This window comes from Rhodococcus sp. MPR-R1B, assembly GCF_058793255.1.
Genome location: NZ_JBXAFO010000028.1, coordinates 1 through 13,176, shown reverse-complemented (window position 1 = coordinate 13,176; position 13,176 = coordinate 1). Strand labels below are relative to the sequence as shown.

Here is a 13,176-nt window from a genome sequence, read left to right as displayed (position 1 = left end):
ATGGTCGGCGCCGGCGGCGAGCGCGCGGGGGAATCCACGTATTGGGGACCGGATTTCGGTGAGCTTGCCACGGCAGACCCCGAGATCGCGGCTGTTGCGCTGGCCGAACTCGAGCGTCAGCGCGACGGACTTCAACTCATCGCGAGCGAGAACTTCACCAGCCCTGCCGTACTGGCTGCCTTGGGTTCGACCCTGAGCAACAAGTACGCCGAGGGCTATCCGGGTCGGCGTTACTACGGCGGGTGCGAGTACGTCGACGTAGCCGAGAATCTGGCGATCGATCGGGCAAAGGCGCTGTTCGGCGCCGAGCACGTCAACGTCCAACCGCATTCGGGGGCCACTGCGAATCTCGCGGTGTACGCCGCATTCGCCAAGCCCGGCGACACCGTATTGGCGATGAGTCTGCCGCACGGTGGGCATCTGACTCACGGGTCTCGCGTCAGCTTTTCTGGGCAGTGGTTCACCACCGTTCCCTATCACGTCGATTCGGCCACCGAATTGATCGACTACGACGAGGTTCGCACCCTGGCTCTGGCGCACAAGCCGAAAATCATCGTCGCCGGCGCGACCGCGTACTCCCGCACCATCGACTTCGCAGCCTTCCGCTCGATCGCAGACGAGGTCGGTGCGATCCTGTGGGTCGACGCCGCCCACTTCATCGGACTCGTGGCAGGCCGGGCGATACCTTCGTGCGTTCCGTACGCCGACGTCGTCTCCGCGACGACGCACAAAGTCCTCAGAGGCCCGCGCGGCGGAATGATCCTGTGCCGCAGCGAGCATGCCTCGGCTGTAGATCGCGCGGTGTTCCCCTTCATTCAAGGCGGCCCGATGATGCATGCGATCGCCGGGAAAGCGGTTGCGTTCAAAGAGGCGTCGACGCCGGAATATCGTTGGTATGCACAGGAAGTGGTTGCCAACGCATCGGCGCTCGCGCTGTCGTTGGAAGCTCGCGGTCTGCGCACCGTGTCCGGTGGAACCGACACACATCTGGCGCTTCTCGACCTGCGCGCAAGCGGTGTCACCGGCGTCGACGCCGAGCGTAGGTGCGGACTGGCTTCGATCACGCTCAACAAGAACGCGATTCCGTTCGATCCGCAGTCGCCCGCCGTCACGTCCGGAATCCGCGTCGGGTCCGCGGCCGTGACGACCCAGGGTTTCAACCGCTCCGACATGAGCGTGGTGGGGGAGTTGATCGCGCGCGCAGTTGTCGCGGACCCCGCCACCACGTCAGGAGAGGCCGAGTTGGCAGCAGTTGCCGACGGCGTTCGCGAACTGGTCCGGGCAAAGCCTGCCTATGCCCGCCAGACGGGTGATCTCGAGCAGTGATCACTTCCTACGAGGCGACCACGTATCTGGCACAGGGTGGCGGGGGAGCGGGTGTTCCCATCCGTGAACTTTTGCTCGTGCTGTGTACGGCGGCGGTGGTGACCTACCTGGCGACTGGCGCAGTCCGGTTGTTGGCGCTGAGGTTCGGCGCTGTCGCGATTCCTCGTGATCGGGACGTTCACGTCGAGCCGATTCCGCGCCTCGGTGGCGTCGGAATGTATGTCGGCATGGCTGTCGGTCTGCTGTTCGCGCAGCAATTACCCGCGCTCACAAGAGGTTTCGGCTTCGGCAGTCCTGACGTACACGCTGCGCTCGTAGCTGGCGCCGTCATCGTCCTCGTGGGTGTGATCGACGACAGGTGGGGCCTCGACGCCCTCACCAAATTTGTCGGTCAGGTGACTGCTGCCGGCGTTCTCGTGGTGATGGGCGTCAGCTGGTTCATCATCTACAACCCGTTCGGCGGTGACGGTGGGTCCACCATCATCCTCGATCAGATTCAATCCGGACTGTTCACCGTTGCTGTTGCCGTCGCGACCATCAACGCCATGAATTTTGTCGACGGTCTCGACGGATTGGCCGCCGGGTTGGGGCTGATCGCGGCGCTCGCCATCCTCATCTTCTCGATCGGTCTTCTCCACGATCAGGGCGGCGACGCGAGTGTCTACCCGCCGGCGATGATCGCGGCGGCCTTGGCAGGCGCTTGTCTCGGTTTTCTTCCACACAACTTCAATCCAGCGCGCATTTTCATGGGCGATTCCGGGTCGATGTTGATCGGTCTCATGCTGGCCGCGATCTCCACCAGTGCATCCGGTCGTATTCCGCTCGCTGCTTACGGAACCCGCGACCTCGTCGGCCTCCTCGCGCCGTTGTTGCTGGTCGGGGCTGTGATGTTCATCCCGATGCTGGACATGCTCCTGGCCGTGATCCGCCGGACGAAAGCGGGCGTCAGTCCGTTCAGTCCGGACAAGATGCACCTGCATCATCGCCTCTTGCAGATCGGACACACGCACCGACGAGTTGTGCTGGTCATCTACCTGTGGGTCAGCGTCCTGGCGTTCGGTGCCGTCGGATCCTCGCTGCTCAATCGTCAGCTGGTTGTTGTACTCGTCGCGGCCGGTTTGGTTCTTGCGTTGTTCTTCACTGCGGTGCCTTCGCTGATCGATCGCAAGCAGCAGCGTCGCTAGCCAAGTTTTCCGATCCATTACCCTTGGGCATCGTGACGAACACGCCGCAGCCTGTACCTGCCTCGCAACCCATCCCTGATTCGACCGCCGCCATGAAGTCGGCCGTGAAGTGGGGTGTGATGGGGCTGATCGCGCTGGCCGTGGTCGGCGCGCTCCTGGGCGGGCTCTTCGCCGGTAAGGAAGGCGTCTACGGCGCTCTGATCGGCGCAGCCGTCGGCGGCGGGTTCATCCTGTTCACGGCGTTGGGCGTGCTGCTCACAGCGAAGCTGCCTGCGCTCACGGCCGGTGCCGTTCTGCTCGGTACCTGGCTGCTGAAGATGATTCTCGCCATGGTGGTTCTCTTTGTCCTCTCGGACATGGATTTCTACAACAAGACCGCCCTCGTCCTGGTCATCATCATGTCGCTGGTCGTGGTGCTCGGTGCGGAGACTTACGGCGTCCTGGGAACCAAAACTCCGTACGTCGATCCCACTCCCAGCAGCAACGTCGACGACGACGAGTAGTACTACAAGAGGTAACTAATCGGACTTCCAGGTACCCCATCTACACAATGTCGTAGATGACTTGATAAGGTTCGGTTCAAGCGAGAGCAATGGTGGGCCGAGTAACACTCAGCCGACGATGCCATGTGCTCGCAGGTGGTCGAAATTCTGACCACTGAGTCGACGAGAGTCGCCGACACCGACAGACGCCAGGCCCCTCTAGGGTTCTCCAGCTGCTGACGAATGCGCGAGTCGAACTTGTCGACTTGTAGATCGTCAATGTCCGATCGAACCGCAGTCAATGATGGCTGCGGACCGACTACGGGAGAGAACGCTGAGCGTCACCACCCTGGCCGCGGATGAATTCCATGCGCCGTCACTAGACGATTTTTTCCCGCCCTCCGTGTTGATCCACGCGGGCCCCTTCGAGCTCGACCGTCTGATGCTGATTCGTCTGCTGATGTCGGTGCTGGTCGCAGCGTTCTTCGTGATCGCGATGCGCAGCCCTCGATTGGTTCCCCGCGGACTTCAGAACGCCGCTGAGCTTGCGCTCGACTTCGTTCGGATCAACATCGCCGAGGAGATCCTGGGCAAGGAACAGGGCAAGCGCTTCCTGCCGGTCATCACGACGATCTTCTTCCTCGTGGTCGCCAGCAACCTGGCCAGCGTCATTCCTTTCCTGAACATCTCGCCGAACGCGCGAATCGGTATGCCGCTGGTACTCGCAGCGCTCGCCTACATCGTGTTCAACTACGTGGGAATCAAGAAGTACGGCTTCTTCAAGTACGTCAAGAGCAGCATCGTCGTTCCCGGCGTCCCGCTGCCCCTGCACTTCCTGTTGGTGCCCATCGAGTTCATCTCGACCTTCATCCTGCGTCCGTTCACGCTGATGGTTCGTCTCATGGCCAACATGTTGGCCGGCCACATCCTGCTGGTGCTGTTCTTCAGCGCGACGAACTACTTCTTCTTCGTGTCCGGCGGATTCCAGGCGATCTTCGGTGTTCCGTCGATCATTGCCGGTATCGCATTCACGTTCTTCGAGCTGCTGGTCATCTTCCTGCAGGCGTACGTGTTCGCGTTGCTGACCGCGGTGTACATCGAATTGGCGCTTCACGCCGACGAGCACTGACCTTTTACCTCATCACCAGCTACACCAAGAACTGAGCCTCTTGCCGAATCCGGCGGAGGTCAACAGAAAGGGAACGGAACACCATGAGCCTCGCATACCTGGCACAGGAAACTGCCGAGACTGTCTCTCGCTCCAAGGGCTTCGGAGCCATCGGCTACGGCCTCGCAGCGATCGGCCCCGGCATCGGCGTGGGTATCGTTGTTGGCAAGGCAATCGAAGGCATGGTCCGCCAGCCCGAGATGGCCGGACAGGTTCGCACCACGATGTTCCTCGGTATTGCATTCACCGAGGCCCTCGCGCTGATCGGCCTCGTCGCCGGCTTCATCTTCTAAGACCGACATGGCAGCCACCATCGCAATTCTCGCGGCGGAGGGGACGACTGAACACAACCCCCTCATCCCCGAGACATACGACATCGTGTGGTCCGCGGTCGCGCTCGTAGTAGTCGGTTTCGTCTTCTGGAAGCTCGTTCTTCCGAAGTTCCAGAAGGTCTTGGCCGAACGCACCGAGCAGATCGAGGGCGGTATACAAAAGGCCGAAGCAGCACAGGCAGAGGCAGCAGCAGCGCTCGAGCAGTACCGCGCGCAGCTCGCCGAAGCTCGTACCGAGGCAGCGCAGATCCGTGAGGAAGCGCGTACCCAGGGTCAGCAGATCATCGCTGACATGAAGGTTCAGGCGCAGGACGAGAGCGACCGCATCGTGGCCGCAGGCCACAGCCAGCTCGTCGCCCAGCGTCAGCAGATCGTCGCTGAGCTCCGCTCGGATCTCGGCAAGACCGCTGTAGACCTGGCCGAGAAGGTCATCGGGGAGTCCCTCGCCGACGACGTGAAGCGCGCCGGAACGGTTGATCGTTTCCTCAACGAGCTCGACACCGTCAGCGCTGATTCAGCCAGGAAGTGAGCAACATGTACGCAGCGAGCCGTGAAGCCTTGGCGCAGACTCGTTCTGCGCTGAGCAGTGCCCTGGGCGCCGTCTCTGCAGGAGCCGCAACTGCTGCTTCTGCTCAGGCTGGGTCCGAGCTCTTCTCGGTGGTCGAGGTACTCGACGGCCAGCGCGCTCTTCGCAGCGCGCTGGCTGACGCTTCGGCACCGGCCGCTGGTCGCCAGGCTTTGGCAGAGCAGTTGTTCTCCGGAAAGGTCGGCGCCGAGGCGCTCGCCACCGTGAAGGCAGCTGCAGGCCAGGACTGGTCTGCGGCCCGCGACTTGGTCAACTCGCTCGAACTGCTCGGACGCGAAGCTCTGCTCCGCGCCGCAGCCGATCAGAGCCAGTTGGACACCGTTGAGGACGAGCTCTTCCGTCTCGGTCGCATCGTGGCAGGGGATCCCAGCCTGGAGCAGACGCTCTCGGATCTGTCGGTTCCCGCAGCCCGCAAGCGTGAGTTCCTCTCCCGCTTGCTCTACGGCAAGGTCACCGCGGTCACCGAGGCACTCGCCGGACAGGCTGTCGGCCGGTTGAAGTCTGCACCCGCAGACACTTTCGATCAGCTGTCGAATCTTGCCGCAGCGCAGCGCGATACCACCGTTGCTCACGTTCGCAGCGCCTCGGCGTTGAGCTCGGAGCAGTCGGATCGCTTGGCGAGCACTCTTACCCGCACCTACGGGAAGCCGGTAGCAGTGCACGTCGAGGTCGATCCAGAACTCCTCAGCGGCTTGGTCGTCCGGGTGGGCGACGAGGTTATCGACGGCAGCGCAGCGGGTCGACTCGCAGCACTGCGGAAGAACCTCAAGTAGTCCTTCAGCCGAACACATACTCCAGATCTTTTCGAAGACCAGACACCGAGAGCAGGAAAAACATGGCGGAGCTGACGATCTCCTCCGACGAGATCCGTAGCGCGATCGACAACTACACCGCGAGCTACTCCCCGGAGGCCTCCCGTGAGGAGGTCGGCACAGTGACCGACACCAGTGACGGCATTGCGCACGTCTCTGGCCTGCCTTCGGCTATGTCCAACGAGCTGTTGGAGTTCCCCGGTGGAATCGTCGGCGTCGCGCTCAACCTGGATGCCACCGAAATCGGTGCCGTCATCCTTGGCGATTACCAGAACATTCAAGAAGGCCAGGAAGTAAAGCGCACGGGCGACGTTCTGTCGGTTCCCGTCGGCGATGCTTTCCTCGGCCGCGTCATCGACCCGCTGGGTGCGCCCATCGACGGCCTCGGCGAGATCGAGAGCACCGAGAACCGTGCACTCGAGCTCCAGGCCGCTTCGGTGCTCGAGCGCCAGCCGGTCGAAGAGCCGCTCCAGACCGGTATCAAGGCTATCGACGCCATGACCCCGATCGGCCGCGGCCAGCGCCAGCTCATCATCGGCGACCGCAAGACCGGCAAGACCGCGGTCTGCATCGACGCCATCCTGAACCAGAAGGCCAACTGGGATTCCGGCGATGTCAACAAGCAGGTGCGCTGCATCTACGTTGCCATCGGTCAGAAGGGTTCCACCATCGCGGGCGTCAAGGCTGCCCTCGAGGAGAAGGGCGCGATGGAGTACACCACCATCGTTGCTGCCCCGGCATCTGATTCCGCAGGCTTCAAGTGGCTCGCACCGTACACCGGCTCGGCCATCGGCCAGCACTGGATGTACCAGGGCAAGCACGTTCTGGTCGTGTTCGACGACCTGACCAAGCAGGCAGAGGCGTACCGCGCCATCTCGCTCCTGCTGCGTCGCCCGCCGGGACGCGAGGCTTACCCCGGCGACGTCTTCTACTTGCACTCCCGTCTGCTGGAGCGTTCGGCGAAGCTGTCCGACGCACTCGGCGGTGGCTCGCTGACGGCTCTGCCGATCATCGAGACGAAGGCGAACGACGTCTCGGCTTACATCCCGACCAACGTCATCTCCATCACCGACGGTCAGGTGTTCCTCGAGTCCGACCTGTTCAACAAGGGCGTTCGCCCCGCGATCAACGTCGGTATCTCGGTCTCCCGCGTCGGTGGCGCTGCACAGACCAAGGGCATGAAGAAGGTTTCCGGTTCGCTGCGTCTGGAACTGGCTCAGTTCCGTGAGCTCGAAGCGTTCTCCGCCTTCGCATCCGACCTCGACGCTGCCTCCAAGGCTCAGCTCGAGCGCGGTGCCCGCCTGGTCGAGCTGCTCAAGCAGGATCAGTACAGCCCGATCCCCGTCGAGGACCAGATCGTCTCGATCTACCTCGCCGGCGAAGGCATCTTCGACAGCGTTCCGATCGGCGACGTCCGTCGCTTCGAGAAGGAACTGCTCGAAGACCTCAAGCACTCGGCTGCAGGCGTCTACTCCAGCATCAACGGCGGTAAGGCACTCGATGCCGACAACGCTGCTGAGCTGATCGCTGCAACGAACAAGTTCAAGGAAGGCTTCATCGCATCCGACGGAAGCCGGGTCGTGAACGAAGCCGAGGCTGACGCTTTGGGCGCCGACGAGGTCGCGAACGAGCAGATCAACGTCAAGCGCAAGACCGTCAGCAAGTGACGTACGCGCCCATGACACTGCGAATTCCGAAGGGAGAGTGATTGATCGATGGCGAGCATTCTCGAATTGCGGTCTCGTATCAAGTCGGTCAACTCGACCAAGAAGATCACCAAGGCACAGGAACTGATCGCGACTTCGCGTATCACCAAGGCTCAGATTCGCGTCGCCGCGTCCAAGCCGTATGCCGAGGAGATCACGAAGGTACTCACCGAATTGGCGAGTGCGTCTGCTTCGCTCGATCACCCGTTGCTCAACGAGCGTCCGGAGCCCAAGCGGGCAGCGGTCCTCGTTGTCACCAGTGACCGCGGCATGTGTGGGGGCTACAACTCCAACGTCCTCAAGCAGGCAGAAGAGCTCATGGCTCTCCTCCGCAGCGAGGGCAAGGAGCCGGTCGTGTACGTGCTCGGTTCCAAGGGGCTCGGCTACTACACGTTCCGCGGCCGCGACATCGGTGCTGCGTGGACGGGCTTCTCGCAGGATCCGGGTTACTCGGATGCCGCGAAGGCCAGCCGCCACCTGGTGGAGCTGTTCATGGCTGGTTCGGGTAACCAGGTTGCCGCTCCGAACGGTGAAGGCACGATCGAGGGCGTCGACGAACTCCATATCGTCTACACCCGCTTCGTGTCGATGCTGACGCAGACTCCCGAGGTTCGCCGTATGGCTCCTCTCGAGGTCTTCGTGTCGGAAGAGCGCATCGAACTCGGTGACGACATGCTGACCAACGGCCACGACGACGACCATGACAATGGCCCCGTCGCGGACTTCAGCTTCGAGCCCGAGCCCGAGAAGCTTCTCGGCGCTCTTCTCCCGAAGTACGTCAGCACTCGTATCTTCTCGTCGCTTCTCGATGCTGCGGCATCGGAGTCGGCAGCCCGTCGTACTGCCATGAAGGCCGCGACGGACAACGCAAACGAACTGGTGAACACGTTGAGCCGTCAGGCCAACCAGGCTCGCCAGGCCCAGATCACCCAGGAAATCAGCGAGATCGTCGGCGGCGCCAACGCGCTCGCCTCGAGCGCAGGAAGTGACTAGCACATGACCGCAGCAGTAACCGAAAACAACGGGGCAGGTTCGGCTTCGGCCGTAGCCGGCCGCGTCGTGCGGGTCATCGGTCCCGTCGTGGACGTTGAATTCCCGCGTGGCGCTGTTCCTGAACTGTTCAACGCCCTGAACGCCGAGATCACGCTTCCCTCGGTCGCCAAGACGCTGACGCTCGAGGTTGCACAGCACCTCGGTGACAACCTGGTCCGCACCGTCTCCATGCAGCCCACCGACGGCCTCGTCCGCGGCACTGCAGTGACCGACTCGGGCAAGCCGATCTCGGTTCCCGTCGGTGACGTCGTCAAGGGCCACGTGTTCAACGCCCTGGGCGATTGCCTCGACACCCCCGGCCTCGGCCGCGACGGCGAGCAGTGGGGCATCCACCGCAAGCCACCAGCCTTCGATCAGCTCGAAGGTAAGACCGAGATCCTCGAGACCGGCATCAAGGTCATCGACCTTCTCACCCCGTACGTCAAGGGTGGAAAGATCGGCCTGTTCGGTGGCGCCGGCGTCGGCAAGACCGTTCTGATCCAGGAAATGATCACGCGTATCGCTCGCGAGTTCTCGGGCACCTCGGTGTTCGCAGGCGTCGGTGAGCGTACCCGTGAGGGCACCGACCTCCACCTGGAAATGGAAGAGATGGGCGTCCTCCAGGACACCGCCCTTGTCTTCGGCCAGATGGACGAGCCGCCCGGAACGCGTATGCGCGTCGCCCTGTCCGCACTGACGATGGCGGAGTACTTCCGCGACGTCCAGGGCCAGGACGTTCTGCTGTTCATCGACAACATCTTCCGCTTCACGCAGGCAGGCTCCGAGGTTTCCACCCTCCTCGGCCGTATGCCTTCGGCAGTGGGCTACCAGCCCACGCTGGCGGACGAGATGGGTGAGCTCCAGGAGCGCATCACCTCGACTCGCGGTCGCTCGATCACCTCGCTGCAGGCTATTTACGTGCCCGCCGACGACTACACCGACCCCGCGCCGGCTACGACCTTCGCGCACCTCGATGCCACCACCGAGCTTTCGCGCCCGATTTCGCAGATGGGTATCTACCCCGCTGTGGATCCGCTGAGCTCGACCTCCCGCATCCTGGAGCCCGGCATCGTCGGTGCCGAGCACTTCCGCGTCGCCAACGAGGTCAAGCGCATTCTGCAGAAGTACAAGGAACTGCAGGACATCATCGCCATCCTCGGTATGGACGAGCTTCAGGAAGAGGACAAGGTCCTCGTCGGCCGCGCCCGTCGTATCCAGAAGTTCCTCGGCCAGAACTTCATCGTTGCCGAGAAGTTCACCGGTGAGCCCGGCTCCGTCGTGCCGCTCCGCGACACGATCGAAGCCTTCGACCGCGTCTGCAAGGGCGAGTTCGATCACCTGCCCGAGCAGGCATTCAACAGCTGCGGTGGACTCGACGACGTCGAGGCTGCAGCCAAGAAGATGGCCGGGAAGTAGTCCACGATGGCTGAGATGACCGTAGAACTCGTTGCCGTCGAGCAGCGCTTGTGGTCTGGTTCGGCGACGCTGGTCAGCGCTCAGACCACCGAGGGTGAAATCGGAATCATGCCTGGGCATGAGCCGGTCCTCGGCCAGCTGATCGAGGGCGGAACCGTGTCGATCACCTCGGTCGACGGCGAGCGTATCGTTGCTGCGGTACACGGAGGATTTCTCTCCGTCACTGCGACGACGGTGACGATCCTTGCCGAGTCCGCGGACATGGCACAGGACATCGACGTCGAGGCAGCCAAGGCTGTCTTGGCCGAGAACTCGGGCGACCTCGAAGCGATTGCGGTCGCCAAGGGTCAGCTCCGGGCCGTCGAGCGCGCGTAAGTTACTCGAGTAAAGCCGCGACGGGAGCCGACGAACAGTGACATTCGGAATGACTGTGTTGATCATTCTGGTTGTGCTGCTCGCGGTTCTCGTCGCGGCTTTTCTGTATCGTCTGCTGGTTCTGCGTCGCGGCGGTACCGCTGCACTGCTTCGTGTTCTGCCATCTCCGGGGGACAGCGGGTGGCGTCACGGAATCATTCGCTACGGCGAAAGCACCTTTGTCTTTTTCAAACTGTCGAGTCTGCGGCCGGGCCCGGACTCCAGGATCGATCGTCAAGGTATCGAGGTCGAGAGCCGTCGTTCTCCCTCGGGTACCGAATTCGACATCATGAGCGACGACATCGTCGTGGTCAAGGTCAATGACGGCTCGTCGGCCTACGAAATCGCTTTGGACAGTGGAGCATTGACAGCGTTCCTGTCCTGGGTGGAATCTCGGCCGGACGGGCGCGCCCGTAGGCGACGCACCGCCTGACCGGTCCCGCTCAAGCCCCGGCGCCGGGCTTCCAGAGCACATCGCCTTCAGGATTTGCCACTCTTCCCATGATGAAGAGCAGATCCGACAATCTGTTGAGGTATTTCGCGGGGAGCACGCTCGTGTCCTCCGGGTTCGCATTGATGGCGGACCAAGCCGCACGCTCAGCACGCCGCGAGACGGTTCTTGCTACGTGAAGCAGGGCTCCCAAGGCGGTTCCGCCCGGCAGAATGAACGAATTCAACGGTGCCAGTTGCTCATTGAGTTCATCGCACCATCCTTCGAGTCGATCGATGTAGGACTGAGTCACTCGTAGCGGCGGGTACTTCGGGTTCTCGACCACGGGGGTGGACAAGTCGGCCCCTGCGTCGAAAAGGTCGTTCTGGATCTGGCGCAGCATTGCGAGGAGATTCTCCGGGGGAGTGCCGAGGGCAACGGCCACACCGATCGCTGCATTGGTCTCGTCGCAATCCGCGTAGGCGATCAGACGCGGATCGTTCTTGGACACGCGGGAAAAATCGCTGAGGCCCGTGGTCCCGTCGTCGCCGGTCCGGGTGTAGATCTTCGTCAGGTGAACAGACATAGGGCTACGGTACCGGCGCGGTGCCGACGAGGTTGTGGCTCTAGGCTGTGAACCGTGAGTGAGCACTTTCTTGTGACCGGGGGTAACCGCCTCGAAGGTGAAGTACTGGTGGGAGGGGCCAAGAACAGTGTGCTGAAGCTGATGGCCGCGGCGCTGTTGGCCGAAGGCACCACTGTCGTGACCAACTGCCCGGACATTCTCGACGTACCGCTGATGGCGGACGTTCTGCGAGGTCTGGGCTGCGAAGTCGAACTCGAAGATTCCGAAGTGCGGATCACGACGCCGGCCGAGCCGAAGTATCACGCTGACTTCGATGCGGTGAAACAGTTCCGAGCGTCAGTGTGTGTTCTCGGTCCGCTGGTCGCGCGTTGTAGACGCGCTGTTGTTGCCTTGCCTGGCGGTGACGCCATCGGTTCTCGGCCCCTCGACATGCACCAATCCGGGCTCCGCCTGTTGGGTGCGCGCAGCGAGATCGAACACGGATGTGTAGTTGCCGAGGCAGACGACCTGCATGGAGCGAACATCCGCCTGGTCTTCCCGTCTGTGGGTGCAACCGAGAACATCTTGATGGCAGCGGTCCTCGCCCGTGGTGAGACAGTGATCGACAACGCTGCACGTGAGCCCGAGATCGTGGATCTGTGCAACATGCTCAACGAGATGGGCGCCAAGGTATCTGGCGGCGGAAGTTCGACGCTCACCATTCAAGGCGTCCGCAAGTTGGAACCGACTACGCACCGTGTCATCGGCGATCGGATCGTCGCTGCAACGTGGGGTGTCGCGGCATCCATGACCAGGGGTGACGTCCGCGTTCGTGGGGTGAACCACAAGCATCTCGGACTGGTCCTCGACAAGCTTCGGACGGCCGGCGCGGAGGTGACTCCCGAGGTTGACGGTTTCCGCGTCATTCAGCGTGAACGGCCTAAAGCGGTCAATTTCGCAACATTGCCGTACCCCGGATTCCCGACCGACCTGCAGCCGATGGCAATCGGTTTGGCTGCGGTTGCCGAAGGCACGTCGATGATCACCGAGAACGTATTCGAATCGCGTTTCCGATTTGTCGAGGAAATGATCCGACTCGGCGCCGACGCTCGTACTGACGGTCACCATGCGGTGATCCGCGGAGTTCCGGTGTTGTCGAGTGCACCGGTGTGGTCTTCGGACATTCGGGCCGGCGCCGGGCTCGTGCTTGCGGGGTTGGTTGCGGACGGAACCACCGAAGTTCACGACATCTTCCACATCGACCGTGGGTACCCGCGATTCGTCGAGAATCTCCGTGGACTCGGGGGAGTGATCGAGCGGGTGGGCTCCGAATAGCTTCGGTGCTCGGCGTCACACTCGGGCCTATTCGCAGTTGGCGGAAAGGCTCAACGGTCTGACCTGGCCTTAATCGGCCAATTCGGTGTGGTGACCAGGCGATTTGTGAATTGATTGAAGGTTCGCGTAACTTATTCCAAGTCAGAGCGACACGGACACCGACTCCCACCTGCGAGGGTGAGGGACACGAGGTTGTACGAAGTGCCTGGCGAACACAATCCAGTTTTTCTTCTCGGGGTTCCGGTTTGCGCCGGTGGCCAGGTTGGGATAGGCTGGAAAAGTTGCCCCGGAGCGGCGGCCATAGGGTCGTGGTGATGGTGTGTGCGTGTTCTTTGAGAACTCAACAGTGTGTCGATGAATGTCAGTGCCAAAATTTTTTTGGTACTTC

14 protein-coding genes are annotated in these 13,176 nt (G+C 62.2%); 13 read left to right on the top strand and 1 reads right to left on the bottom strand.

Annotation, left to right across the window (positions count from 1 at the left end; translation table 11 throughout):
- From glyA to AC1Q61_RS27185, 12 genes are all read left to right on the top strand, one after another.
- Positions 1–1,326 carry a serine hydroxymethyltransferase gene (glyA, locus tag AC1Q61_RS27240; protein WP_042923189.1) on the top strand — a complete coding sequence of 442 codons (1,326 nt, stop codon included), beginning with the start codon at positions 1–3 and terminating at the stop codon, positions 1,324–1,326.
- On the top strand, positions 1,323–2,510 hold the full coding sequence (locus AC1Q61_RS27235) for a glycosyltransferase family 4 protein (RefSeq protein ID WP_030537335.1): 1,188 nt from the start codon (positions 1,323–1,325) through the stop codon (positions 2,508–2,510). Before glyA ends, AC1Q61_RS27235 begins: the two co-directional genes overlap by 4 nt.
- A gap of 32 nt (positions 2,511–2,542) precedes the next feature.
- Positions 2,543–3,013 (top strand): Cg1360 family ATP-synthase-associated protein, encoded by a 471-nt coding sequence (locus AC1Q61_RS27230; protein ID WP_019749175.1) that lies wholly within the window; start codon positions 2,543–2,545, stop codon positions 3,011–3,013.
- 280 nt (positions 3,014–3,293) lie between these two features.
- Positions 3,294–4,121 carry a F0F1 ATP synthase subunit A gene (gene atpB / locus AC1Q61_RS27225; protein ID WP_050655259.1) on the top strand — a complete coding sequence of 276 codons (828 nt, stop codon included), beginning with the start codon at positions 3,294–3,296 and terminating at the stop codon, positions 4,119–4,121.
- Positions 4,122–4,204: 83 nt separating this feature from the next.
- Positions 4,205–4,453 carry an ATP synthase F0 subunit C gene (locus tag AC1Q61_RS27220; protein ID WP_042923194.1) on the top strand — a complete coding sequence of 83 codons (249 nt, stop codon included), beginning with the start codon at positions 4,205–4,207 and terminating at the stop codon, positions 4,451–4,453.
- Between the two features lie 7 nt (positions 4,454–4,460).
- Positions 4,461–5,021 carry a F0F1 ATP synthase subunit B gene (locus AC1Q61_RS27215; RefSeq protein ID WP_042923197.1) on the top strand — a complete coding sequence of 187 codons (561 nt, stop codon included), beginning with the start codon at positions 4,461–4,463 and terminating at the stop codon, positions 5,019–5,021.
- A gap of 5 nt (positions 5,022–5,026) precedes the next feature.
- The gene (locus AC1Q61_RS27210; protein WP_003941304.1) at positions 5,027–5,851 is read left to right on the top strand and encodes a F0F1 ATP synthase subunit delta; all 825 of its coding nucleotides are present in this window, start codon (positions 5,027–5,029) and stop codon (positions 5,849–5,851) included.
- Between the two features lie 62 nt (positions 5,852–5,913).
- Positions 5,914–7,557, top strand: a complete 1,644-nt coding sequence (gene atpA, locus AC1Q61_RS27205; RefSeq protein ID WP_007726218.1) for a F0F1 ATP synthase subunit alpha — start codon at positions 5,914–5,916, stop codon at positions 7,555–7,557.
- Between the two features lie 48 nt (positions 7,558–7,605).
- Positions 7,606–8,589: a F0F1 ATP synthase subunit gamma gene (locus tag AC1Q61_RS27200; protein ID WP_003941320.1), complete on the top strand. Its 984-nt coding sequence runs from the start codon at positions 7,606–7,608 to the stop codon at positions 8,587–8,589.
- A 3-nt stretch (positions 8,590–8,592) separates the two neighbouring features.
- Positions 8,593–10,044 (top strand): F0F1 ATP synthase subunit beta, encoded by a 1,452-nt coding sequence (atpD, locus tag AC1Q61_RS27195; RefSeq protein WP_003941349.1) that lies wholly within the window; start codon positions 8,593–8,595, stop codon positions 10,042–10,044.
- Between the two features lie 6 nt (positions 10,045–10,050).
- Positions 10,051–10,419, top strand: coding sequence for a F0F1 ATP synthase subunit epsilon (locus AC1Q61_RS27190; RefSeq protein ID WP_003941287.1), 369 nt, complete (start codon positions 10,051–10,053; stop codon positions 10,417–10,419).
- 49 nt (positions 10,420–10,468) lie between these two features.
- Positions 10,469–10,891, top strand: coding sequence for a DUF2550 domain-containing protein (locus AC1Q61_RS27185; protein WP_029255703.1), 423 nt, complete (start codon positions 10,469–10,471; stop codon positions 10,889–10,891).
- A 10-nt stretch (positions 10,892–10,901) separates the two neighbouring features.
- On the opposite strand, the gene AC1Q61_RS27180 is transcribed toward AC1Q61_RS27185, so the two are convergent.
- On the bottom strand, positions 10,902–11,474 hold the full coding sequence (locus AC1Q61_RS27180) for a cob(I)yrinic acid a,c-diamide adenosyltransferase (protein ID WP_030537338.1): 573 nt from the start codon (positions 11,472–11,474) through the stop codon (positions 10,902–10,904).
- Positions 11,475–11,528: 54 nt separating this feature from the next.
- Between AC1Q61_RS27180 and murA the strand changes: the two genes are divergently transcribed.
- A complete protein-coding gene (gene murA, locus AC1Q61_RS27175) occupies positions 11,529–12,788 on the top strand; it encodes a UDP-N-acetylglucosamine 1-carboxyvinyltransferase (RefSeq protein ID WP_003941314.1) in 1,260 nt (419 codons plus the stop codon).
- Positions 12,789–13,176: the final 388 nt, after the last annotated feature.